Genomic DNA, 25,056 nt, shown 5'->3' with positions numbered 1-25,056 from the left:
GGCCAATGCCGTCAAGACCTGTTCGCATTGCGCAAATTTCCGATCTGCACATCAAGCTGCCGGGATCGCTGGCCTACGGCCGGGTCGATACGGCGAAGGCGCTTGAACGTTGCGTCGCGGCTCTGAACGAATTCAATCCCGCACCTGACTTTGTGGTGATTTCAGGGGATCTGGCGGACACGCCGACGGTTGGAGAGTATGAATACCTCAGGCGGCTGCTGACGCCGCTGAAGCTCCCGTTCGCGGGCGTTCCCGGCAACCACGACTCGCGTGAGCTGATGCGCGCGGCGTTTCCTTCCGCTCGCTATGCCGTTGCGTCCGGGCCGCTCAATCAAGAGATCGAGGTCGGCGGGCTCGATCTGCTGCTGCTGGACTCGAGCGTGCACGGAAAGCCGCATGGCGAACTCGACAAGCTGACGCTGCAGTGGCTCGACGCAAGGCTGGCGACTTCGCCCGATCGGCCCGCGCTGCTGTTCCTGCACCATCCGCCGTTCAAGGCGGGGATCTGGCACATGGATCGCCAGAATCTCCTCAACGCGGGCGAGCTTGCTCCAATCGTCAGGGGTCATCCGCGCGTGCAACTGATTGGGACCGGCCATATTCACCGGGCGGCGCTGACGATGTTTGCGGGAGTGCCGACCACGATCTGCCCGGCGCCGAACCATGCCGTCGATCTCGATCTGGCCGAACTGCGCGAGCCGTCGTTCAAGGTCGAGCCGCCTGCCTTCCACCTACACACCTGGTTTCCGGGCGGGCGGTTTGGCACCCTCGTCACGCACCAGGTGCCGATCGGGACTTTTGACGGGCCGCATCCGTTCTTTGGGCCGGATGGGAAGTTGCTTTAGGACAATCCGGCTAAGCCTCCTTCATCCCGAACAACCGCGCCGCATTGCCACCGAGAATGGCGATCTTCTGTTTGTCCGACAGCGTCGTGGTCGCGAAGACGTGATCGACGGGATGCTGTTCCCATGGGATCGGATGGTCGGTGCCGAGCATCACCTGGCTGGCGCCGACCTGCGCCACCAGATGCCGCAAACCTTCCGGCGTGAACACCATGGCGTCGAAATAGAGCTGGTTGAGATATTCCGACGGCTTCTTCTTCAGCGTGATGTTCGGATTGCAATTTTGGGGCGACACGAAACAAGCATGATCGCCGCGCGCACCGTAGGAGCCCAGATAGCCGCCGCCATGCGCCGCAATGATCTTGAGTCCCGGAAAGCGGTCGAGCGTTCCCTCGAAGATCAGATGCTGCAGGGCCATCGTGGTGTCGAGCGGATTGCCGATGGTGTTCGACAGCCAGCCGTTGCCCTTGAACCGCTTGGCTAGTTCGGGCGTGCTCTGCGGATGAATGAACAGAACCGCGCCGAGTTCCTCCGCCTTGGCCCAGACGGGATGAAATTTCGGATCGGAGAAATCTTCTCCCAGCACACTGGCGCCGACCGCCGCTCCGCGCAGGCCCTGCTTCCTGACCGCGGTTTCCAGTTGCTGCACCGCGAGGTCTGGATACTGCAGAGTCAGCGAAGCAAAGGCGGCAAACCGTTCAGGGCGTGAAGCACAAAGCTCCGCGAGTTTCTCGTTCTGCAGCTTGACGATTTGAGCTGCGGTGTCGCGGTCTTTGCCGTACCAGAATGGATTGATCGACAACACCTCCATGTCGATCGCCATCGCGTCCATTTCCCTGAGGCGCTGCTCGATGACGATGAAGTGCTCGGGAACGCCCTTGACCGGTGGCAAGACTTTATCGGCCTGATCGCCCATCAAACTGATCGATTCGTGAAAGTAGCAGTGAGCGTGGACGTCGACGGTCATCACGCGCTTGCCGTTGACCTTGACCGGCAGGCGAGAGGCTCGCGGTTGCGCGCGGGCCGCATCCAGCATACCGCAACCGCAAAATGCGATCCCGGTCGCGGCGGCGCCTTTCAGGAAATTCCTGCGGTTGGTCACTAGTCGCCTCCCTTGATAGAACGCTTCTGGGGCCGGTCGTTCGCCGACTCATTCTTGATTTCTTCGCCAGGATACATTGCCAAGCCGGAAGCGAGAGGGCAATCATTGCGGCAAGGATTACGCTGATTACTGCAAAACGTGATCCGGTTGACAGGGGAGAAACTCGGTATGCGCTTGCTTCACTTGCTGGTCGCCGCGCTCGCGCTGTTTTTGGGCCCCGGCGCAAGGGCGCAGACGGCCTATCCGGACCGGCCCATCAAGATGATCGTGCCGCTGGCGGCGGCTAGCGCGGTCGATGTTGCCGCACGGATCGTGACGCAGAAGATGGCCGACAATATGGGCCAGCAATTCGTGATCCTGAACCAGCCGGGCGCTTCCGGGCTGATCGGTGCCGAGCAGGTCGCCCGCGCCGAACCGGACGGCTACACGATCGGCGGCTTCAACGACAGCATCATGACCATGGTGCCCAATCTGCAGGCCAAGATGCGCTGGGACATCCTGAAGGATTTCGAACCGGTGTCGCTGGTTGCGACGGTGGAGTGGGGACTGATCGCCAACAACCAGACCGGCTTCAAGAACGCGGCGGACTTGATCGCAGCTGCGAAAGCAGCCCCTGGCAAGATCGATTACGGCTCGGGCGGCCCGGGCAGCCCGCAGCATCTGGCGATGGCGATGTTTGCTTCCGCCGCCGGCATATCCTTGACCCATGTGCCGTATAAGGGCGCGACCCAGGCTGCGACCGACGTCGCCGCCGGCCAGATTCCGGTCGGCTTCCAGGGGCTGGGTACGGTCGCGCCGCTGGTGCGGGGCGGCCAGCTCAAGCTGATCGGCGTGACCACCGAGAAGCGATTGCCGCAATTCCCCGACGTGCCCACGGTCTCGGAATCAGGTTTGCCGGGTTTCTTCTTCAATTCATGGTTTGCGATTCTGGCACCTGCCGGCACGCCAAAGGACATCGTCGCCCGGCTTAATGCCGAGGTGTTGAAGGCGGTCGGCGATCCCGATGTTCGCCGCAAACTCGAGGAACTGGGCTTTGCGGTGCGCGGCAGTTCGGCAGAGGAATTGCGCGTCCTGACGCGCGATCAGCTCGCCAAATATGCGCGCGTGATCAAGGAAATGGGCATCGCCAACGAATGAACTGCCGGCCGGACGCGATCGGCGCCCGCCGGTCTATCCGCGCTCCGGCCCGTGCGGTACCTGCGCGAAAGATTCACCTTGGGTTGCTCTCGCAAAACCTGGGACATGGCAGGGTCGACTGCCGCCCTCCGGGTGCACGGTCGGTTGTTTGCTACCTCCGTCTCCGCTGTATTCTTGGGAGATAGCCGTCCCATCAATACCCACCGGCGTCATGGATCGCCCCAGCAGTGCGCTCGTCAGTCGCAATAGACGCCGCAAACGCTTGTTCCCCCATGATCTTTCGCTAATCTGAGCCACGTGGATAGAGGAAGCTGAGCGTGTTTTGTCAGGTCTGTTCATCGACCCTGAAGGCTGGCGATCTGTTTTGTTCGGCCTGCGGCGCGGTCGTGCCGGACCACCCGCCCAAGCCGCCCGCGGCGCAGGCTCAAGACCGCATCGCGGGCGAGCGGAAATACCTCACCGTATGCCGATCTGCAGCGCTCGACCGATCTGATTTCGGGGCTCGATCCCGAAGAGGCCATTTCCCGGCTCGAACCGGCTCTGATTGCCATGCGCACGGCGGTTCGTCGCAACCGCGGGATTGTCAGCAAGGAAGGCGGCGACGGGCTGATAGCGCTGTTTGGTGCGCCGCACGCGGATGACAATCATGCCGTGATGGCCTGTCACGCGGCGGTCGAACTGGTTCACCGTATCAAGCTGCTGGAAGATCCCGGGCTTAAGGTCCGGGTCGGCATTCATTCGGGCTATGTCGTCGCCCACGTCATCGAAGCTGATTTCTCCTCGATCTATGAGGCGGGCGGACCGGCGGTGCATCTGGTCAAGCGGTTCGAGGGCGCGGCCCAGGCCGGACAAATTCTGGTGTCGGAATCCTGTCAGGCTCTGTCCACCGGACTTGTGACCTTCAACGCGCTGCCGCCGAAACGGATGGAAGGATTTCCCGCACCTGTTCCCTGCTATGAACTCGTCCAGATCAGCGGACTGACGCGCTGGCGCGCGCGCTCGACCAAGGGACTTTCGTCCTTCGTCGGCCGCGCCGAGCAGATTTCGCTGCTGAAGCGTGCGGCGCACGAGGTCAACCGGTCTGGACAAATCGTCGCACTGGTGGGAACGGCGGGTATCGGAAAATCCCGCCTGGCCCACGAATTCGTCAGCTCGCTGCGTCAGAACGACTGGCAGGTTCTGGAAGCCGAAGGCAGTCCGCTGGAGCAGGCTGTGCCCTACGCGTTGCTGAAGAAGCTCCTCCAAAGCGCGCTGCAAGTCGGAAACATCGCACCAGAAGATCAAACCGGCTCGGGCGAAGAGCCGGCATCCGCGCATACCGATCTTTGGCCGGCCGCGCTTTGCTCGGTTCTCGACCAACCTATTGCCGATCCGCGCTGGCGCGATCTCGAACCTCTGCTGCGGCGGCGCGTGATTATCGATGCTGTGCGCGGCACGGTGGGAAAGGTGGTCTCGCAGCCGACGGTGCTGCTGCTGGAAGACCTGCACTGGATCGATGGCCAGAGCGAAACGGTGATAGAGGCGCTGATGCCGCTGGCAGCAACCCGGCCGCTGCTGGTGCTGCTGACATGGCGGACCGAATATACGCCGGGATGGCTGGCGCAGCTCGATGTTCGAAGAATTTGGCTTCGGTCGCTCGATATCGCCTCGGCGCACGCGCTGCTCGACAACCTGCTTGGCACCGCCGCAAACCTCGACGCGCTCAAGGCTCATATTCTTCGTCACACCGGCCAGATCCCGCTCTTCATCGAGGAGGTGGCGCGGCAACTCGTCAACCGCGGCACGCTTGGAGCGGACGCGGGCCGGCTTGCCGCGAGGGTCCCCAGGGATGCGCCGGAAATTCCTCCCACGGTACAGGGGGTCATCGCATCCCGCATCGATCGCTTGCCGCGGGAAGACAAGGCCCTTCTTCAACTCGCTTCCGTCGTCGGGCCGCAGGTTTCGCCGCATTTGCTTGCCGCCGTGACCGGCATGCCCGCGGCACAATTGCAAAGCCGTCTCTGGTCGCTGGAGATCCTCGATTTTCTGACGGAATCGCAATCGCTCACATCCCCTGAATATGTTTTTGCGCACGATCTCATCCGCGAGGTCGCTTATGAATCGATCCTCCGAACGCAGCGGGAGGTGCTGCACCGGCGGATTTTGACGGCGCTTGAAGCGACGTCCGCAGGCCGTGAGGAAGACGTTGCGGAAGCGCTTTGTCATCACGCAGTCAAGGCGCAGGACTGGGCGAAGGCGAGCCATTACGGGCAGCTCGCATCGCGGAAGGCGTTGGCGAGGTCGGCGTATCGGGATGCCACCGAATACCTGGAAATTGCGATGGATGCGGTCGAGAAGTTGCCCGCCTCATTAGAGCGGGAGCGGCGTGCGATAGATCTGCGCATCGAAGCTCGAATGACATTTTCTCCTTTCGGACGAACCGCGGAATGGCTCGAACTGTGTCGCGATGCGGAGATGCGTTCGGAGAAGATTGGCGACGAGAGGAGAAGGCTCGCTTCCATCGCCGTCAGGGCGGCGGCTCTCAACTTTTATGGAACTCCCTATGAGGCGATCACTGCGGGAGAACAGGCTGTCGCACTGGCTGACAAGCTTGCTGACACAACTTGGCTCGGTTTTGCCGAGTATGGCCTCGGACAGGCCTATTTCGTTGCCGGCCGATATCGGGACTCAGAGCTGCTATTAGACCGGGCGATCGGGCGATTTATGTACGCTCCCGAAAATGTTCCGCCGGGCACAACAGGGTCGAGCCTCCTCGTGCTCTGTCATATGATGAAGGCCATGGTCTATGCCTCGATCGGCGAATACGACGATTCCGAGCGAAGCTCTCAACAGGCTGGCGATCTCGCCGAAAGGAACGACCGGCCTTACGATATTATTGCAGCCGATTATGGCCGTGGCATTGTAAAAATGATCCACGGCGATCTTGAGGAGGCTGAACGCGCCCTTGCGGAAGCCTCGCTCTTGTCGCGCGAGAATGAGGTCCGGTTGTTTTTACCTCTTGTCCTGTGCGCACTGGGAAATATTTATTCGCAGCAGGGGCGCGGGGCGTTAGCGAGAGATAGCTTGCTCGAAGCAAAGGCCGAAGCGCAATCGCTGGGGCACGACAGCGGGATTCTGCTCGCATCGACGTATCTGGCTTCCGCGCATGCGCAGCTTGGAGATAGATCCGAAGGTTTGGAAGCCGCGCGGGCCTGCCAGGCGGGGGCGAAGCAGAAGGGCTATCAGGCGATTGAGGCCTTGGCCGCTTTTGCCGAGGCTGGCATATTATCGCTTCAAGGAGCGCCCGGCGCGGCTGAGGCCATCGCCCGTCTCGAGCGAACGATCGAAATTGCCTCCCGGCTCGGGACTAGACCCTTGTTGGGGTTGGCGAAGGGGGCATTGGCCCGTTTGTTGGTCACTTCGGGCAGGACGTCCGAGGCTCGAGATGAGCTATCCCAGGCGGCCGAGCTCTTCGAAAATTCGAAAATGACTGTTCAACTGGAACGTGCTAAGGCAGCCCTCTCCAAGCTATCGACTTTATGACAGATGCAATCAAGGCGCTTATTGCCACTTATCAATGGAGTGAAACATGTCCGGATTGGTCTATGGCGGAAAATTTGAAAAAATCATGAATGAATTGAGCACGCCGGAGAACGTCGCCGCGACGGCAAAGAAATTTGCGGATCTAGAGAAGCAGTACGGCCCCTATTCCTTTGGAAAGTTTGTTAAGCTCACGACCCCGCAAGCGAGTGACTATACGAACTGGGATGCGGACGCGGGAGCGATTCCGGAGTCGATTCAGAACCGCCTCACCGAAATCATTGCCACCAATTTCAGATCGGCATCTCCAATGCCGATGATGCTGAAAGTCGGCGAAAATATCGATGCGACCCACGATCTCCATGTCAGGACGTTTGCTCACAACGGGCAGCTCTACATCGGCCTTCACATGCTTTGCCCGAATTCGGATTTGACATGATCCATTTCCGGGGCGGGCTGACCACTCAGCTCGCTAACCCAAGGGCAACTCGCAAGCCGTCTTTCGGCTTTGGGATTGGCCACATCTGCCAGGCCGGCCGATAGCCGGGCTCGAGCGACACCGTCAGGTTCTGCAGAAAATGCCGCGCAAAGCATTTGGCCTGCATGTAGGCAAAATGCTGCCCGAGGCACATATGTGCGCCGCCGCCAAACGGCAGATAGGCGTAGCGCTGCCGCTCCCGCTGCGCCGCATCGGTGAACCGCGTCGGATCGAACCGGTCCGGCTCGGGCCAGTGTTCGGTCATGTGGTGGGTATAGAGCTGGTTTATTCCAAGCAGCGTGCCGGCGGGGATGGTGTAGCCACCGAACGTAAAGTCGCGCGTCGCGCGACGGACCACCGAAGGTACCGGCGGCTTTATTCGCATCGCCTCCTTGAAGGCCATTTCGGTCAGGGGCAGCGCCGCCAGCTTCTCGTAGGCGAGTGGTTGCGCTGGGGACAATTCAAGCGAGGTTATTTCGTCGCGCAACGCTGACTGCCACTGCGGATTTGTGGCGAGAAAATAGACAAGACTAGTCAACGACGACGTCAGCGTGTCATGCGCCGCCGTCATCATGAAGCTCATATGATCGATGATTTCTTGCGTCGACAACAGGGCGCCGTTCTCGTCTGTCGCGCGGCATAGCTGCGAAAACAGATCCTCCCCGTCGAGGGCGCGGCGTCTCGAGACCTCCGCGGAGAAATAGCCGACGATATGGGCCCGCGCCCTGACGCCACGCGCCATCTTCGTGCCCGGCCACGGCTTTCGGATTGGAGCCACTGCGGCTGCGACCATGTCGCTGATGGCGCACTTGACGTCGTCCACCTCGCGGCCGGTATCGGGGCCAAGAAACGATGTTGCTGCAAGATCGAATGTGAGCTGCTTTATCTCGGGATAGATAAGCGTTGGTCCCGGCCGACTGCGCCAACGCATGACTTGCGCCGCGATGCCGGCGTCAAGCTCGGTCAGATAGGACTTCATGGACCCGGCCTTGAAGGCAACGGAGATCGTACGCCGGTGCAGGCGATGCTCTTCGAAATCGAGCAGCATCAGCCCGCGCGGAAACAACCGGTCAAGCAAGGTGCCCCAGCCGAGGGCCGACGAGAACAAATTGGTCTGGTCGCACAGTACGAATTCGTTCGCTTCCGGCCCGAGGAGGCAGACGCCGGTCTCGCCAAGCATCCGGGTGCGGTAGACCGGGCCGTATTTCGCGGCCATTCGCTCGACCTCGCCCTTGGGATCGGCAAGGACGTTCAGCGTGCGGCCGATGAGCGGCCATCCCTCGTTGCCGGGAATATGCGCCAGCGTATTGCGCCGCGCCCGGCGTATTTGCGCTGGCAAGATCGCGGCAACATCGAGGGTCTGCATCGACATCATCAAATTTTTGGCACGAAAAGTTGTGGTTGTACAATAGAAATCTACGACCTCTGGGACGAGGCGCTCGATCAAGAACAGCGATGCGCGATGGGTTCGATAGGTCTTCCCTTGTCGAAAAGTCTGGCTGGAATTGCACCTCGGTTGGCCAACAATGCGAGAGGAAGCATGGCCGGGATTTACAGCGAAGACCACAAAACAACGTCAATGCGCTGTTCGCCCGCCACGTATTGCGTCAAAGGCGAAGAGATTCGCTGAACTTGAACGGACCAGTGGCCCCCGAAAATCCGGACTGCTCGCCAAGGTGTTGGTCGTGGAGGCCCACGAATTGGGCGGACGCGTACGGTCTGACAGAGGGGTATGGCATCCGGGAAAAGCATCCCGGGGGCATCCCCACGGCAACTTTGCGATCAATTGACCGAGGTGATCGCGTCGAATCTGCGCCCCGCCGACCCGCATCGCATGAAGAAAATGGTCGGTAGCAACGTGGACGCAAGCCACGATCTGCAGATTAAACACATCACGGATGAGGAGATCATCGGCATTCTCATACTGCCCAAATCCGGCCCTGCAGTCTCGCCCGCAATCCGACGCGTCGCAAAAACGGCTGACGAGGTAGCGAGTTAGCACCTAAACCAGGCACATCAGGCGCCGCTCATTTGAAATGGCCCGAACACGATCCGACACGCGGGAACCCGTCGCACTTATCGAAAATTGTAAAGCAATCGTACTCACCTCTTGCGAGCAGTCGATTGAAAGGCCGGGATTTGTTCGAGGCCTTTCTTGCTGGGGGCCCCCTGCGAAGGTATAAGTTCCTCAAGCGCTGCGGACTGGGGCTCCTGGCTCGCCCCTGCATCCAATTTGCGCCGATGATAGGCAATTTTCAGATGGTCATGACCGGCGTGCCTGCGGACGGAAAAGCTGCTGCCTCTCGGCCGGTTGCATCCAGCAAATTGTCCGTCCTGCGCAAGCATCCGTATTTCGCCGATCTTGAGCCCGAAGCATTCGATCAGCTCTGCCGCTACGCCAAGCATACGACACTGAAGCGGGGAGCCACGATCTTTTCCAAGGGGGATCCGGGCAACAGCCTGGTTGCGGTGATCTCCGGCACCGTGAAGATCAGCATCTCTTCACCGGATGGCCGCAATGCTATCCTGAACCTGATCGGGGCTGGCGAAATCTTCGGTGAAATCGCGCTGCTCGACGGGCAGCCGCGGTCGGCCGATTGCACCGCCAATACCAACTGCGAACTCTTCATCATCGATCGCCGCGAATTCATTCCCTTTGTGCGCAGCCAGCCGACGCTGGCGATGAAGCTTATCGAATTGTTGTGCACGCGGCTGCGCTGGACCAGCGACCAGGTCGAACAGGTCATCCTCCAGAACCTGCCGGGGCGTCTGGCCAGCGCATTGCTTCGGCTCACCGAAAAACACAAGCTTGAACCGCAGGGCCGCACCATCGCGATCACCCAGCAGGAAATCAGCGAGATGGTCGGCATGACGCGGGAAAGCATCAACAAGCAGCTGCGATCCTGGGCAGCGCGCGACTGGGTGCGGCTTGAACATGGCGCCATCGTCGTGCTGAAGGCCGAGCCGCTGCAGGCGCTGGTCGATTCCGGGCCGGGCGACGACGGCGAATAGCGCGCCACCGATTGCGCCTTCGCTTGCCGGCACGCCGGCGGATCATCTCACGAACAGGTGAACGAGGAGAACGTGTGAGGCAACTCACACCGGCTGTGCGTGCATTGCTGTAGCTGATGCTCAGCGGAACACACCCGCAATATGGAGGCCACCATGCACGGCTCGCTCGACAGACCACCCCGCGACGACCAAAGCTCGTATCGTGGCTGGGACATTAAATTCGTCGTTCTGCCCATCCTTGTCGTGATCGCGCTGATTGGTTTGGCGGTCAGCCACCCGAACGCGTCGAAATGGATATCGGAAACCGCCCAGGCCGAATTTGTCGGCACCGATTTTGTGCCGGACCTCGCGCCGCCGACGCGGCTCGCCCAGCCGACGAATGAAATCCGGACCGTCAGGTTATACTGACTGCGGATAAGAGATTGGCGCCGCGTTCGATCGTGAACGCGGCGCCAGAGCGCGCTTACCCGCTACGCCGTGAAGTTGAGCAGCTTTGCCGCGGTTCGGCCGAGAATATCGGCCTTGTTGTCGTCGCTGAGCGATGTAGAGGCGAAGATGTGGTCGACCGGCTGTAACTGCCAGGGATAGGGATAGTCGCTGCCAAGCACGATCTGGCTGGCGCCGACCTGGGTCACCAGATGGCGGATCGCCTCGGGCGAGAAGATCAGCGAGTCGAAATAGATCTGCTTGAGATATTCCGTCGGCGGCTTCTTGAGCTTGACGTCGGGGTTGCAGCCCTTCGGGCCAACCAGACAGGCATGGTCCGAGCGGTCAGCATAGGACGGCAGGAAGCCGCCGCCATGCGCGCCAATCACTTTAAGGCCGGGAAAGCGATCCAACGTTCCCTCGAAAATCAGGTGCGACAGCGCCATCGCCGTGCCCAGGGGATTGCCGATCGTATTGGCGAGCCAGCCGTTGCCGGAAAGCCGCTTGTTGAGTTCAGGCACGCCCTGCGGATGGATGAACAGGGGCACGCCGAGTTCCTCAGCCTTGGCCCATACCGGGTAGAACTTCGGATCGGAGAATTCGACGCCGTTCACCACATCGCCGATCGCGGCGCCCTTCAATCCCTGCTTTTTCACCGCAGTCTCGAGTTCTTGCACGGCGAGATCGGGGGCCTGCAGGGTAAGCGAGGCGAAGGCTGCGAACCGATCGGGCTTCGAGGCGCAGAGTTCGGCCAGCTTTTCGTTCTGGATCTTCACGATCTGCCCGGCGAGATCACGCTCGCGGTCGTACCAGAAGGGATTGATCGACAGCACTTCCATATCGACGGCCTGCGCATCCATGGCAGCGAGGCGCTTGTCGATCTCGAGGAAGGCTTCCTCTGCGCCGTTGACCGGGGGTAGCTGGAGTTTGGGGCCATCGGCGCCGAGCAGCGCGCCAGCCTCGCGGAACTGGCAATGCGCGTGAATGTCGATGGTCTTGACCTGCTTGCCGCCGACCTTGACGGGGAGTTTCTGACGGGTCGGTTGCTGGGCGTGCGCGCTGTGCAGCAAACCGCAGCCACAAAAGACGATTCCGGTGGCAGCCGCTGCTGTGCCGGCTTTCAGGAAATTACGGCGTGTAGTCATGACGATTGCCTCCCTGGCATTGTTTTTATGGGAGCAACCTAAGGTATACCAGAGGCGGCCGGCAAGACGGTACGTCGGACGTGTCGCGCAATCTTGATCCGGTTAAACCGGCTTGATGCCGGCTCTGGCGACGATTTCTCGCCATTTCGGCACTTCGTCCTCGATGCGCTTGCGCATGCCGTCCGGTCCATTGGCGATCACCTCGAAGCCGTTGTTGCGCAACTGCTCGGCGATCTTCGGCGTCTTTAGAATTTCGATCGATTTGTTCGACAGCAGCTCGACAATGGCTGCGGGCGTCTTCACCGGCGCCAGAAAGCCCTGGAAGGTGTCGGAAATGAAATCCTTGTAGCCGAGTTCGATCATCGTCGGCACATCGGGCAGGTCGAACCAGCGGTGCGCGCCGGTCACGGCCAGTGCCTTCAGCGCACCGGATTCGATATGCGGGTGTGCCGGCGGCAGGGCGGCGCAGGCGACCTCCGTGGTACCGCTGAGGATCGCCTGGATCGCCGGACCCGCGCCAGAGTACGGCACATGGGTTATCTCGATCCCGCAGACGATCTTGAGCAACTCGCCCGAAAGATGCGGTGTCGTCCCGATCCCTGGACTGGCATAGTTGAGTTCGTTCGGATTGGCCTTGGCACGCTTGATCAAGTCGGCAATCGAATTCACGCCGAGTTTGGGATCGACCAGAATCACGTTGGGCGAGGTGCCAAGCTCGGCGATCGGCGCGAAATCCTTGTAGGGATCGTAAGGGATCCTTGCGTACAGGCCGGGATTGACGACGTACGCGCTCGAGGTGATCAACAGCGTATAGCCGTCCGGCTCGGCGTGAGCCGTGGTGCCGATCCCGATATTGCCGCCGGCGCCGGGCTTGTTCTCGACAACGGCCGTGCCGCCCAGCGCATCGCCGAGATGCTGGCCTAGAATACGCGCCATGATGTCGGTGGGTCCGGCCGGCGCAAACGGCACAATGATCTTGATCGGGCGCTCGGGATAGCCCGCCGCCCTCGCGGGCGCCGGTCCGAGGCTGGAGGCGGCAACCGCGCCGGCCAGGAGGCCGGTGGCCCGCAGCATCTCGCGGCGCGACAGGCGATTGGATATTTCATCAAGCATTAGGTTTCTCCCGACCCGTGTCGCGACAACTTCATATGTCAAATACCGCCACGGCGCGGATCGGGGAAGCCGTGCCCTCTCGCCACTTCATCGGCAGGCCGATGAAGGTGAACTGGCCCTTGCCGAGCAGCGCTTCGAGATTGCACAGGCTTTCTATGTGGGTGATATCCAGGTCGAGGCAAGCCTTGTGAACGAGCAGGTTCACGTCGCTGTCGGGCCCTGGCCGCATCGAATCGATGCCGAAATGCACGACGCCTTGCCCGGCCAGCCACTCGGTAGCGGCGACATTCACGCCGGAATTGTCGGTCGAATATTCCTTGCGAGGGAAGGTTCGCTCATGGTGGCCGGTGCAGAGCAGCACAGTGCCTGCCTTCGGCACCGGCACTCCCGCCTTCTTCACCGCCGCTTTGAGATCGGAGGGCGTGATCTCGGCGCGTGGCGCGATGTGGCGCAGGTCGACGCAGATGCCCGGCACGATACATTTTTCCAGTGGGTATTCGTTGATCGGGATGCCGCTCTTGCCAAAATGCCTGGGCGCATCGATGTGGGTGCCGGCATGGTCGGGCATCGAGATGAACATCGACGAAAGCCCGTAGACGTTCTTGGATTCGGCGAGCGCTTCCTCGTGGTTCTTCCACATGCCGTGCATGACAGGGGGATGGCCCGGATAGCTCGGGGTGCGGTGATAGAGTTCACGGCTGAGATCGACGATCTTCACGGCAGGTGCCCTTTCTTGGCGGAGCTGGCGCGGATGCGCTTCTGGCCGGCGATGCTGGCGCTTTTCCTTAGCTTTCGCAAGACAGTCGGGTCTCTACCGCATGACGTGCCGGGGCAGCCAAAGCGATATTTCCGGCAAATAGGTCACACACATCAAGACGAAGAACATCACCGCGTAAAACGGCCATATCTTCCGCATCACCTGCTCGATTGTGACCTTGTCGACCGCGCAGCCGACGAACAGGATGGCTCCGACCGGCGGGTGGCACAGTCCGATGCCGAGGTTGAGCAGCATGATCATGCCGAAATGGACGGGATCGACGCCGAAGTTCGCCATTACCGGCAGCAGGATCGGCGTCGCGATCAGGATCGATGGCGCCATGTCGACGAGGGTGCCGAGCACCAGCAGGAGGATGTTGATCAGAAACAGGATGACGTATTTGTTGCTGGAGATCGACAGAAAGAATGCCGTCATCTTGGCGGGCATCTGTGTCAGCGCCATGATGTAGCCGACGCTTGAGGCACAGGCGATCAGCGTCAGCACCATCGCGACCGTGCGCAGGGTCCGGTGCAGCAGCACGGGCAGGTCGCGCCAGCGATAGTCGCGATAGATGAACATGGTCACGAAGAACGCCCAGATGCAGGCGACGGCCCCGGCTTCAATGGCCGTGAAGATCCCGCCCAGAATGCCGCCGAGAATGATGACCAGCGTCACCAAACCCCAGGCAGCGTCGATGACGATCCGGATCGCGTCCTTTGCCGGCACGGTCTGGCCGCGCGGATGATCGTTCCGGTATGCGATGACGAGACAAAGAATGATCAGGGAGAAGCCGAGCAAAAGACCCGGGAAGACGCCGGCCATGAACAGGGCGCTGATCGAGATCGTGCCGCCGGTGGCGAGCGAGTACAGCACCGCATTGTGGCTTGGCGGAACCAGCAATGCCTGAACCGAAGCGGTAATCGTCAGGTTGGTCGCGAACACCCTGGGATAACCGACCCTTTCCATTTGCGGGATCATCACCGAGCCGATGGCCGAGGTATCGGCGACCGCTGAGCCGGAAATGCCGCTCAGGAAGGTCGTCGCCAGCACGTTGACGATGGAGAGGCCGCCGCGCAGCCGCGTCAATCCGACCAGCACGTCGGCAAACGCGACCAGCCGCCGCGCCATGCCGCCTTCGGCCATGATGGCGCCCGCCAGCACGAAAAATGGAATCGTCAGCATCGCCACCTTGCTGACGCCGTCGGAGATCTTCAGCATCACCGCTTCCAGTGGAATGCCGATCGAGAAAGCTCCGGCGATCGCCGCCAGCGCCAGCGAATAGGCGATTGGCATGCCGATCAGAAAGCAAACCAGCATCGTCGTGAGCAGAATGAAAATATCCATGATGGCTCCTCCGGGTCAGTCGACCGCGACTTCCCGGTGTTGAGCGATCGGATCCGGCGGGATGCCAAGGAAAATGCGCTCGATGATGAAGAGCAAAAGGCAAACCCCGCCGATTGGAGTCGGCAGGTACGTAACGCCGACCGACAGGAACGGAAAATCCGCGATGGTGTTGTACCAGGTCACCTCTACCAGCCGGCTGCCCCAGACGATCATGAAGATCGCGATCAGTGCCATCAGGAGTTGAACGAGGAGCTCGAGCAGGCGACGGCCTGTTTCCGGCAGCTTGTCGGCGAAGTAGCCGACATTCATGTGCAGGTTGAGTCGGTATCCGGCCGCCGCGCCGATGAAGGTCACGACGATCGTCAGGAGAACCGCAAGCGGCTCGGGCCAGGATGCGGCGCGGTTGAGCACGTAGCGGGTGAACACCGCCCAGGGAATGATCGCCGAAATCAAAACCAGCGCGGTGCAGCCGATGCCGACGCACAGCAAGTACAGATAGTCCATCGCGCGGCGAAACCCGGCCATTCCCGCCTCCCTGAAGCGCTCGATCAAACTGCCTGGATGCGCTTGATCATGTCCTGGTATTTCGGACCATATTTGTCCCACACCGGTTTGACCGCGTTCTGGAACGTGGCCTTGTCGGCGATCTCGACGATCTCGCAGCCCGCGGCCTTTGCCTTCTCCATCGCCTGCGTCTCGTATTTTTTCCAGAGCTCGCGTTCCTCCAGCTGCGCCTCGCGGGCAAATTTCTTGATCAGGGCCTGATCGTCGTTCGAAAGCGAGGTCCAGGCCTTCTTGGAGAACACCAGCACTTCGGGAATGATCAGGTGCTCGGTGAGCGAGTAATATTTTGCCGCCGTGTAATGATTGCTGAAGACGTAGCTCGGTGGATTGTTCTCGGCGCCGTCAATGACGCCGGTCTGCAGCGCGCTGAAGACCTGGTCGTAGCCCATCGCGACGCCATTGCCGCCAAGGGCGTTCATCATATCGACGAAGATCGGGTTGCCGATGACGCGGAATTTCAGGCCCTTGAGGTCTTCGATCGTTTTGATAGGTCTCTTGGTGTTGTAAAGGCTGCGCGCTCCGGAATCCATCCAGCACAATGCGACCAGTCCGGCATTGGGACTGGCCGTGATATTGTCGAGCAGTTCCTGCCCGATTGGCCCGTCCATCATTCGCTGCGCGTGCGCCGTATTCTTGAACAGGAACGGCATATTGACGACATTAATGTCGTCGACGATGGGACCCATGGATCCCACGCTGACGCGCAGCATCTGGATCGCGCCGATCTGGGTCTGTTCGATGGTTTCCTTCTCGCCGCCGAGCTGCATGGATGGAAACATCTGGACCGAGAGCCGCCCGTTGGTGGCGGCCTCGAGCTTCTTTCCCAGATTTTCCGTCGCCGCCACGGTCGGGTAACCTGGCGGCTGAACGTCGGACGCCTTGAAGGCCGCTTTCGCCTGCGCGCGGGCCGGCGTCAGGGCCGGAAGGCCCATCGTCAAGCCCGCCGCTCCAATACCGGCACTCAGCTTTATGAAATCGCGACGCTTCATCGGAATCCTCCCAGGTGTGTTGCTTGTTTTTCCTCCACCGGATCTCCGGCGGAGACGTATGTCCTGCGATATTTGTCGACGATCTTGCGGAACTTCTTGACGTTTCCGCTTTGGTTAGCATGGCCTCCGTCGCACCTGCGCGTTTGGTTTGCGTTATCTGCTCACTTGTCGAAAAACTCTGGATTGAAGTTTTGAGTAACAGCGATGTTGTCGAGAAGATTTTCGAGATGGATCTCCATCGCCATCCGGGCGCGCGAGGGATCATGCGCCTCGATCGCGTCCAGGATGGCCTGATGCTCTGCGATGACCCGCGGGATACGTCCCTGCTGCGGTAGCGTCAGCAGACGGTAGCGATCAACGTGCACCTTCACCTTAAGGATCAACGTCCAAATTCCGGGATATCCAGCAACTTCAGCGATCATCGCGTGAAACATTTCATCCGCGCGATGGAAGGTGTCGCCGTCTCTGGCGGCGTTGGCCTCGCGCTGGCGTTCCAGGATCGAATGCAGGTTGAGGATCTGGCTCGAAGTAGCCCGTTCAGCCGCCAATCGCGCGGTGGTTTCCTCGAGCGCCTTGCGGATGATGATGGCTTCTGGGAGCGCAGCCAGCGGTATGCGGGCGACGAAGATGCCCGATTGCGGAAATATCTCGACGAGACCTTCATCAGATAATTTCAGGATCGCCTCGCGAACCGGCGTCCGGCTGACGCCGTAGGAAAGCGCGATTTCGGCCTCCGAGATCGCCTCGCCAGGACGGCGCTGCAATGACACCAGCTCGGCGCGAAGATCCGAATAGATTCGCGACGCGGCGGTCGCGGCACGCGGGCGGCCCGCCCGGCGATGGCCGACGGCACGGACCGAGTTCTCGCTCTTCTTCTTCGCGCGTGCGGGCATGCTCGCTTGCCTGTTCAATTGATATATTAGTATACGAATTGGTCCAGACCAAGATAAAATTGGCCAATCTGTTCGCAAATTGCCGCTTCGGCGGTGCAAAAAGCGGCGGCGACGCATGCCTCGCGGTGCAGGCCTTTGGCTGGACGCTCATTCCGCAATGGAGATTCTGTCTTGACCGACTATCGCAAGCTTTTCGATCTCACCGGCAAGACGGCAGTCGTGCTCGGAGCGGCCTCCGGCACCGGCAAGTCGTCGGCGGAGGCGCTGGCGTCCCTTGGCGCGAGCGTGATGTGTGCCGATCGCACCGGCGAAGGCGCGGAAGCCATCGCCGCAGCGATCCGCGCGCAAGGCGGATCGGCGATACCGGCTCGTTGCGACGCGGCTGACAGCGCCGATGTCGCAGCACTTGCGGCCAAGGCAGCCGAGCGTTTCCGCGCCTGGATATCGCCGTCACGACGCCGGGGTTGAACAGGCGAGAGCGGCTGATTTCCAATTCGCCATCTTGAGGTTCGAATCCTCCCGCCCCAGCCACGCATTCTGGCCTTCGGAGAGAATTGCCTAGAGACCCGAGAATGGGCCGGAAAATCCGGGCTTTTTGCCCATTCGCTTTGGTCTCCGGACTCCCGCTTTGCCGAACTTCAGGCGGAAATCCCGGAAAGTCTCCGGCCGTTTCCGCGAATATTCCCGTTTTGCGGAGACTATCGGCGGAGACTGGTTCGATCACGACTGCCGCCCGACCCTGCCAGGAGTTCGAATTCCACTCGCTCCGCAATGTAGTCTGCGAGTTGGGGCAATAACAGGACCCTCCGGAGTCGCTTCCTTTCCGACGAGCGGGAATTGCGAAAGCGCCTAAAGATCCGGCCTATAATTCGAGAAATGCCTGCGCATTCTGGCTTTTGCGCATCATTCCATAAAGGTGGAAAACAGTCCCAAAGGCGCATTTTTCCTAGCAAAGAAAGCGACTTGTCGTTGCTATACTCGGGGTACGGCAGCCAATATCTTCATGCTCAAGCTATTCCGACTAGATAAGAAAGCCCCGTTAACTCGCCTTCACTTGATCAGGGAGGGCGAGCAACCTGTGATTGACGTCGTCTTTATGCATGGGCTTGACGGAGATGCTTATAGGACCTGGGGGTTTAACAGCGAGCCATCCTGGTCCACATGGATAGCAGAGAAGTTCCCGAACACCCGCATCTGGTCTCTGGAATATCGCATCCGATCCAGCTGGTGGTTTGGTGGCGCTATGCCGCTCTACGATCGCGCAGTGAATGTTCTCGCTACCGTCAGCTCCGAACTTATCTCAAACACGAAAATCATAGTTATCTGCCACAGCTATGGCGGGCTCGTTGCCAAGGAAATGGTCAGGGCCGCTCTCGACACGGCACCTGAGTATCGCTTGTTCGCCGATCGCATCGCTGGTTTCGTGTTTCTTGGCACGCCTCAGAATGGGTCTGCCATTGCTCAATACGTCGCGGCCTTAGATATCGTCTACAGGGGCAGTCGAGCGCTATCTGAACTTCGCCAAAATCAACCTACTGCAAGACAGTTGGGCCAGTGGTTTCGCCAATCGGCCGGGAAATTCGGCTGGAGGTTGCGCGTATTCTTCGAAACGCTGAAAACGAGTGGAATTTGGGTCGTCGACGAGAGTTCTTCCGACCCAGCAATCGCGGGCGTTACCGCTATTGGGATCGACGCTAATCACATCGATCTGTCAAAACCGACAGAACCAGATGTGCGAGTTAAACGCACCCTCAGCTTGATCCAGGAGGTTCTTGATGCGTTATCGCCACCGGGCGGATGGCAGATAATCGGTTCGATCCAACAACCGTCGGTCAGCGTTAGTTTCAATTTTCACTCTCCTAACGTCCGGCTTCAGGCTCATCAGTCCAAAAGAGAAACTTTTGATCCTGCCAAAGATCGCACTGAGGCCAAACTTGGTCCTGATGAAGCGTTCACGCGTCATCAAGCGTCGCCCGAGAACGCTGCATTGCCTCAAGCAGCCGTCGCCGACGCGCTAGAGCGGGACTTTACGAGCCGCTATGAGCGTGCCCTCCAACGCTCGATTTTCCCCGAGCTACACAACATGGATGAATTCGTGCCGCTCGCGATCGAAGTCCTGGATCCCGCCGGCGCGTCCTTGTCGCCCGATTTGCGGCGGGCAATCTTGTTCCGAGCCACGCGGTCCGCCGCGATCCGTGGCCACCTCCAGGAGGCTCAGCGCTTCCTTGCTGTCGGTCAAGGGCTCTCCGGCTCCGTTTCGGATGCACCGGCACGCGGACGGATAGCCGTCGCGGAAGGTCGAACCGATGATGCCATTCAGATATTGCGCGACGCGCCGAGCGATGATGCCCGCTCGGTCCTTCTCAGTATTCTTGCTGTCGAGCGCAGCGACGACGAAGCCTTGGGGTGGTTCTCCGAGAACGGACTTTCGCCTGCGCGGCTTACGGCATTCGGCGTCCTCACTCTGTGCCAGCTCTATCTGCGACGTAGCGATCTTGAGGCTGTGAGCCGCGTGCTCTTGCAGGCGACATCCGATCAATTGGCGCAGGCGCCGTATCTTTATTTTCTACGTGGCGCGATGAGATTTGCGCGCTTGCTCCCGGTGCCAGAGCAAGCAACCGCGTTAAGCGGCTTACCGATGGATGTGCGTAATGCCAGACCCATCGTTGGCGATTCAGAACTTTCGGCCGCCCTTAATGACGCGATCAATGATCTACGACAAGCCCTGCCGTTGGCGTCGACTCTCGGCTTACGTCGCGCGCCGCGCATCATTGAGTCCTACATCATCTGGTGTGAATTGCTGCACCCTACACGCAAGCAAGCTGCCCTTGCGCAGCTCCGCCGCGACATGGAGGACAATGCGCTGGCGGTATTGCTGGTACAATATGCGCTCGCCTACCTCCGAGACTACAAGCCCGCCAGTCTCGAAGCCTATTTGCAGCGACGAGAATCGTTCGGCGGACTTTCTGATGAGGAGTTGCGCGCAGCGCTCGCCATTCGCTTGCATAAAGACGATGCGGCAGGCCTTGCATCTTTTATCGCTACCAAGCGCCAACAAGCTGAGGCATCGTTTGGAAAGAACGGCATTCTCTCGCTGGAAATTCAGGCGTTAGCGAAAAGCGGTGACGCCACCTCGGCCAAGATCATCTTCGAAAATAACCTCAGCCTGTTCGATGCGGGCCAGGTCGCTGGTCTTCGTACGGAGATTGCGAAAGCGGAAGGGGCGGATCCCGTCGCCGAGCATTTACGCTTGTATGAAAGCGAGAAGACAGCCGACGCCTTGCGCGCGCTTGTAAACGCACTGGTTCGAAAGCAGGATCACATCGGTATCGCCAAATACGCTGAACTCCTCTTCGCAGAAACCAAAGACCGGCAGGACATTGCACTTGCTGCCCAAGCGTCAATCCGCGCAGGGGATGGCGATAATCTCGTTCGGCTCATAGCTGCTCATCCCGCATTGAAAGACTATGATGTCAACTTTCTGCGCAACTACGGCTGGCAGCTATTCAGGCTCGGCCGCCTGCGCGAGGCCAAGGAAATCGCCGAACAGGTCGAAAGAAAATATCCGGCCTGCCGCGACCTTCAGTTCGAATCGGCCATTGCACTTGAAACAGGCGAGTGGGAAACGCTGGCAGCACCGCTCGCGGCCGCGCTCGAACCGGCGCGGAACCTCGACGGCCTCAGCCTGATTCGTGCCGCCCACCTTGCGCAGGCCTCTGGACAAGGCCCGCTTATGGACCTCATTGCTGCCGCGCTCGCCAAGGGCGAGAACGATCCCAACGTTCTGTTGGGCGCTTATTCTCTTTTCGTCGAAGAAGGTCTCGAAGAAGAGCGGCCTGAAGCACATGAATGGTTCCGGAAAGCGCTCGCCCTCTCAGGGCCCGACGGCCCCGTCCAAACTTTCGAGATGAAGGAGCTTCTATCGCAGCAAACTGAATGGAACGAACATACGCGAAACGTTACCGAAAACATGACACGTGGCGATCTTCCGCTAGCGGTGGCGGGCCCCGGCCTCCGCACCACGATTGTGGACATTATCCTTCGGAATCTCATTCGTAATTCAAAGCTTGTCGATGGCCGACGACGCGCGGCAATCCCGCTATTCACTGGCAGGCGATTGCCTGCGCCGGTTGGGACGCCGGCGTCCCTGGCGCTAGATATCACGGCCTTTCTTGTCTTGGGCTGGCTCGGTCTTCTACCCAAGGTCTTCGATGCATTTCCGAAGATTGTTGTGCCAGCCGGTGTGCTGACTGAGCTTTTTGAGGGCCGCAGGCGCATTCGCCAAGCGCAGCGGACGCGACTTCGCAAGGCGATTGAAATTCGCGACGCCATCGCAAAAGGCCAGTTGAAGGTGTTGCGGACGCCAAGCCTTGGCCGTGATCCGCTATCGACCGAGGTAGGCATTGAACTGAGCGCCTTGCTACGCGAAGCCAAAACGGCCAATGGGCTTGTTGTTCGCTCCGCCCCGGTAAACCGGATTGGGCTGGACGAACGCGGCGAAGCCGACATGACCGGCTATAGCGAGCGTCTCTGCGACATGCACGGGCTTCTCAAAGCGCTTGTCGACCTGAACGCGATTGACGAGGAAACTGAAAAATCAGCCAAACGGTACTTCGACGTGCAAGATAGGGGATGGCCCGCATCCGCCGTGCCAGAACCCGGCCGCCCGGTCTTGGTGGACGGCCTTTCGCTCACTTATTTGCAGCATACCGGCCTTTTGCAATCTCTTCTTCGGACGTTTCGGACGGTTTACATTCATGTTTCCACCGAAGAAGAGGCGAACGTTCTCATCGAGCATGATCAAAACGTAAGCGAAGTCTTGCGAGTCATCGACGACATCCGCATTGCGGTCCGGCGAGCCAACGCCGCGGGCCATGTCATATTCGGCCCGAGGCGCGCGGACACCGGCGAGAACGACCCGGACGGGATGCAATCAACCCTGAATCTTCTCACCAATCTCAAAGGTGTCGAGGCCGTGGTCTTTGACGACCGCGCTCTGAACAAGGAACCGTTTGCGGCCGATGAAACCGGCCACCGTGCCCGCATGCTGAGCACCCTCGATATTCTCGAAGAGCTTCTTACGCGCGGCGCGCTAGTGCAGGATCAATATCGCGCACTGCGGTATCGCCTCAGGATCGGCGGAGCTATGCTGGTTCCGGCCGACGCAAGCGAACTCTCCGCAGCGGCCAAGCGCAATCGACAAAATGAAGCGCCCGAATTTCGTGCGATCCGCGACGGCTTCGATCTCGCGCGGCTGTCCGAGATGCCCCAGTTCCCCAGCGAAATGCGCTGGTTCATGAGCTACGTGCAGGCGGTTAAGGGCGCCATCATGCAGATTTGGAACGACGAGCCTGACGAAGAACGAGCGCGGGCGATGGCTTCGGCAATATTCGACATTCGACCCATGCCAGACGATTGGTGTGGTCGCTGGAACGGAAATCCGCCACCGAATTGGATCGCGGCGGTTCGCCGCGCTTTAGTTGCTGGGTTTGCATTGCCAGTCGAAATATCAGACCGTGCCAAGCTTCGCGCCTATCAGAAATGGATTGATGATATCATGATGTCTGAGCTCCGTTCCTTGTCGCCAGAAACCTACCAGCAGGTGGTGGAATACTTGCGAAACTTCGCATTAATGTCGTGGGATGAAGATGACGAAGACTGAACCAGAAATCACGCCTGAGGAGCTTGCGCGGCTCAAGGTCGTCTTCGCTCTTCGCCGCATGGCTCCCGAGCTCCAGAGCGACGTCCTCTCGGACGGCATCGTGGCAGCGCGGGCTGGAATTGACCTTTCCCATCCGATCAAACTGCCGAACGATATAACGATCGATCGCGGAATTCTGTTTTCCGCGTTCCAAAAAGCGGCGGACGGTCAGTCGGTATCAGAGATCATTGATATCAGTGGCATCAAGCGTGAAATGCAGGTGGAGATCGAAGAGGAAAGTGCGTTTTTGACGTACGGGACGCATCGCGTCCGGTTTCCTCAGGGTGCCCTTCATTCGACCGCCGTCGAAAAGCGGCGGATGGCAGCAGGCATTGTCTTGAAGAACAACACGCTTACGGTGCAGGCGCGCAAGGAGTTTAAGGCGATCATAAGCAAGCCAGAGTTTTCTCACAGCGATTTCTTTGCAGCCACCACCATCCTGTTAGGTTCACCAGAGAGCTTTGCAGATACATTACGCGAAGTCGCCAACAAAGGAACGCTCTCCAAAGCCGATTTCATCCCTTCGGAAATCGCGCATTGGGAAAACATCACGGCAAGGCACCTCAACTCCAAAACTTTGCCAGAATTTATTGGGCAGGAACTTGCCGCCGAACGCGCGGCGCGGATCGCCCTTGACGCGGGCGTTGCCATCGATGTGCTTTCGCTGACCTTTGGTGGGCCGGAACTTGTTCCGCTAGAGGCCATGCGCCAAATTGATCCTGAGACCATGATGGCGTCGCTACGCCGTCTCCTGGACTACGCAGATCCTTTCGCTCTCTCGGGCGCATTCGATCTTTGCTCGGATCGCGTTGTGGCCGATGAGCGCTTCGTTGATTTGGGCGACGCGATCCTCGTTAGGCTCTTGAGTGATCCCCAACGCCTTCGCAGCGAACTCACGGTCTTCGCAACCACGTTTGTTATCGCGGGCGCCCATCTTGCCGAGCATGAGACGCTCCGAAAACAGCCAGTCTTTTGGCGTAGGCTCGCAGCCGCATCCCACGCGTCGCTTGTTACGCGAATCCTGGGGCCTGGGAGTGACGACGAGTCCTCGCTCTTGACTTGGGCGATGCGCCTAGCGGGAAAAACCTTCTACCTCTCGGTTCTCAACGACGCGTATGTCGAACCTCGCTGGCGTCCGGATTGGATAAGCCCAAATTTTCTTGTGGCGGACATTTACGGACGCCTTCTCGGATCTGTCCAGCGGCTTGGCGACGCCGCCCCGCCAAGCTGGCGCAAGAAGCTCGACGACGCCCAGCCTTGGGTGATCGCCAGTGCACCGCCGATAGCCCATGCCTTTCCAGCGATGCTTCAAGGAGGGTTGGTGACACCAATCGAGCGGCCGGCTGCTGATACCCTCGTCGGCGAAATGTATGAAAAACTAAGACGTGAATCGACAGTCGAAAATTTTCTGACCTTCATGCAGGTGGTCTATGCCTTTGGATTTCACCCCGATGCGCGCGAATCGGCATTGAAGGTTGTGCAATCGCTTCGCTCGGAGGTCGCAGCTACCCCTCCGGAGTACGCTCAAGCTGCGTTGGACCTCGCAGCCTTCATTGCCGCACGCAATCGCGACGCTGAACTGGCCGATACGGTGGCAGTTGTTTCCATTGAACGGCTCGTTGCCACCCAAGATGTTGACCGTTTGTTGCCGACGGCTTCGGTGATCGTCGAGTGTGCCGCTGCCATGGCCGATCGCAAAGAAGCGCTCGCGACGCTTGCGCGTCGTTTGGAAAATCTTGCGTTCGTTGCACCTGCTAGGTCGTTGCCGGAAGCCCTGGATATTTTCCGAGTCTTGCAATCCATTGATGAAGACCTCAGCCCACTTTTGGGCCGCGCTATCGCAACCGCGCGAGTTGGCATTCCGGCAATCTCGGCATCTTAGGGGTTTTATCAGGTGCCTTTCGGTCAGAGTGTTAGAAATTACATTAACGAAAACTCGCCGCACCTGGCGGATTGATCGCTCCTCGGCCCTAACAGTCCGCTGAAAAACCTGGAAATTTGAGTTTTCTTTGTCTTGCGGTGTGCCGCCGATCA

Annotated in this window: 19 protein-coding genes; 10 read left to right on the top strand and 9 right to left on the bottom strand. The window is 59.7% G+C overall.

The window, feature by feature from the left end; all coding sequences use genetic code 11:
- Positions 1 to 5 precede the first annotated feature (5 nt).
- Positions 6 to 845, top strand: coding sequence for a phosphodiesterase (locus V1289_RS06975; protein ID WP_334396244.1), 840 nt, complete (start codon positions 6 to 8; stop codon positions 843 to 845).
- Between the two features lie 10 nt (positions 846 to 855).
- Here the strand turns inward: V1289_RS06975 and V1289_RS06970 are convergent, their stop codons facing one another.
- Positions 856 to 1,944, bottom strand: coding sequence for an amidohydrolase family protein (locus V1289_RS06970; protein WP_334396243.1), 1,089 nt, complete (start codon positions 1,942 to 1,944; stop codon positions 856 to 858).
- 168 nt (positions 1,945 to 2,112) lie between these two features.
- Between V1289_RS06970 and V1289_RS06965 the strand changes: the two genes are divergently transcribed.
- From V1289_RS06965 to V1289_RS06955, 3 genes are all read left to right on the top strand, one after another.
- The gene (locus V1289_RS06965; RefSeq protein ID WP_334396242.1) at positions 2,113 to 3,081 is read left to right on the top strand and encodes a Bug family tripartite tricarboxylate transporter substrate binding protein; all 969 of its coding nucleotides are present in this window, start codon (positions 2,113 to 2,115) and stop codon (positions 3,079 to 3,081) included.
- Between the two features lie 351 nt (positions 3,082 to 3,432).
- Positions 3,433 to 6,603: an ATP-binding protein gene (locus tag V1289_RS06960; RefSeq protein ID WP_334407317.1), complete on the top strand. Its 3,171-nt coding sequence runs from the start codon at positions 3,433 to 3,435 to the stop codon at positions 6,601 to 6,603.
- A 46-nt stretch (positions 6,604 to 6,649) separates the two neighbouring features.
- On the top strand, positions 6,650 to 7,039 hold the full coding sequence (locus V1289_RS06955) for a hypothetical protein (RefSeq protein ID WP_334396241.1): 390 nt from the start codon (positions 6,650 to 6,652) through the stop codon (positions 7,037 to 7,039).
- A 25-nt stretch (positions 7,040 to 7,064) separates the two neighbouring features.
- On the opposite strand, the gene V1289_RS06950 is transcribed toward V1289_RS06955, so the two are convergent.
- Complete coding sequence (locus V1289_RS06950) at positions 7,065 to 8,450, bottom strand: cytochrome P450 (protein ID WP_334407315.1); 1,386 nt, start codon at positions 8,448 to 8,450, stop codon at positions 7,065 to 7,067.
- A gap of 414 nt (positions 8,451 to 8,864) precedes the next feature.
- On the opposite strand from V1289_RS06950, the gene V1289_RS06945 reads away from it, so the two are divergent.
- From V1289_RS06945 to V1289_RS06935, 3 genes are all read left to right on the top strand, one after another.
- Complete coding sequence (locus V1289_RS06945) at positions 8,865 to 9,077, top strand: hypothetical protein (protein ID WP_334396240.1); 213 nt, start codon at positions 8,865 to 8,867, stop codon at positions 9,075 to 9,077.
- Between the two features lie 266 nt (positions 9,078 to 9,343).
- Positions 9,344 to 10,090 (top strand): Crp/Fnr family transcriptional regulator, encoded by a 747-nt coding sequence (locus V1289_RS06940; protein WP_309185106.1) that lies wholly within the window; start codon positions 9,344 to 9,346, stop codon positions 10,088 to 10,090.
- A 153-nt stretch (positions 10,091 to 10,243) separates the two neighbouring features.
- A complete protein-coding gene (locus V1289_RS06935) occupies positions 10,244 to 10,498 on the top strand; it encodes a hypothetical protein (protein ID WP_334396239.1) in 255 nt (84 codons plus the stop codon).
- A gap of 62 nt (positions 10,499 to 10,560) precedes the next feature.
- On the opposite strand, the gene V1289_RS06930 is transcribed toward V1289_RS06935, so the two are convergent.
- The 7 genes from V1289_RS06930 to V1289_RS06900 form a co-directional block, all read right to left on the bottom strand.
- Positions 10,561 to 11,661 (bottom strand): amidohydrolase family protein, encoded by a 1,101-nt coding sequence (locus tag V1289_RS06930; protein ID WP_334396238.1) that lies wholly within the window; start codon positions 11,659 to 11,661, stop codon positions 10,561 to 10,563.
- Positions 11,662 to 11,763: 102 nt separating this feature from the next.
- Positions 11,764 to 12,774 carry a Bug family tripartite tricarboxylate transporter substrate binding protein gene (locus V1289_RS06925; protein ID WP_334396237.1) on the bottom strand — a complete coding sequence of 337 codons (1,011 nt, stop codon included), beginning with the start codon at positions 12,772 to 12,774 and terminating at the stop codon, positions 11,764 to 11,766.
- A gap of 31 nt (positions 12,775 to 12,805) precedes the next feature.
- Positions 12,806 to 13,492, bottom strand: a complete 687-nt coding sequence (locus tag V1289_RS06920) for a cyclase family protein (RefSeq protein WP_334396236.1) — start codon at positions 13,490 to 13,492, stop codon at positions 12,806 to 12,808.
- Positions 13,493 to 13,585: 93 nt separating this feature from the next.
- Positions 13,586 to 14,875, bottom strand: coding sequence for a TRAP transporter large permease (locus V1289_RS06915; protein WP_334396235.1), 1,290 nt, complete (start codon positions 14,873 to 14,875; stop codon positions 13,586 to 13,588).
- Positions 14,876 to 14,890: 15 nt separating this feature from the next.
- On the bottom strand, positions 14,891 to 15,400 hold the full coding sequence (locus V1289_RS06910; protein ID WP_334396233.1) for a TRAP transporter small permease: 510 nt from the start codon (positions 15,398 to 15,400) through the stop codon (positions 14,891 to 14,893).
- A 23-nt stretch (positions 15,401 to 15,423) separates the two neighbouring features.
- Positions 15,424 to 16,428, bottom strand: coding sequence for a TRAP transporter substrate-binding protein (locus V1289_RS06905; protein WP_334396232.1), 1,005 nt, complete (start codon positions 16,426 to 16,428; stop codon positions 15,424 to 15,426).
- Between the two features lie 161 nt (positions 16,429 to 16,589).
- Positions 16,590 to 17,321 carry a GntR family transcriptional regulator gene (locus tag V1289_RS06900; protein ID WP_334407313.1) on the bottom strand — a complete coding sequence of 244 codons (732 nt, stop codon included), beginning with the start codon at positions 17,319 to 17,321 and terminating at the stop codon, positions 16,590 to 16,592.
- Between the two features lie 171 nt (positions 17,322 to 17,492).
- Between V1289_RS06900 and V1289_RS06895 the strand changes: the two genes are divergently transcribed.
- The 3 genes from V1289_RS06895 (at position 17,493) to V1289_RS06885 (ending at position 24,904) form a co-directional block, all read left to right on the top strand.
- A complete protein-coding gene (locus V1289_RS06895) occupies positions 17,493 to 17,789 on the top strand; it encodes an SDR family NAD(P)-dependent oxidoreductase (protein ID WP_334396231.1) in 297 nt (98 codons plus the stop codon).
- Between the two features lie 610 nt (positions 17,790 to 18,399).
- Entirely contained in the window at positions 18,400 to 22,983 is a 4,584-nt protein-coding gene (locus V1289_RS06890; RefSeq protein ID WP_334396230.1) for an HTH domain-containing protein, read from the top strand.
- The gene (locus tag V1289_RS06885; protein WP_334396229.1) at positions 22,970 to 24,904 is read left to right on the top strand and encodes a hypothetical protein; all 1,935 of its coding nucleotides are present in this window, start codon (positions 22,970 to 22,972) and stop codon (positions 24,902 to 24,904) included. The genes V1289_RS06890 and V1289_RS06885 overlap by 14 nt, the downstream gene beginning before the upstream one ends.
- Positions 24,905 to 25,056 lie beyond the last annotated feature (152 nt).

The organism is Bradyrhizobium sp. AZCC 2289, assembly GCF_036924615.1.
Taxonomy (GTDB): Bacteria; Pseudomonadota; Alphaproteobacteria; order Rhizobiales; family Xanthobacteraceae; genus Bradyrhizobium.
This window is presented reverse-complemented; position numbering and strand designations above follow the sequence as displayed.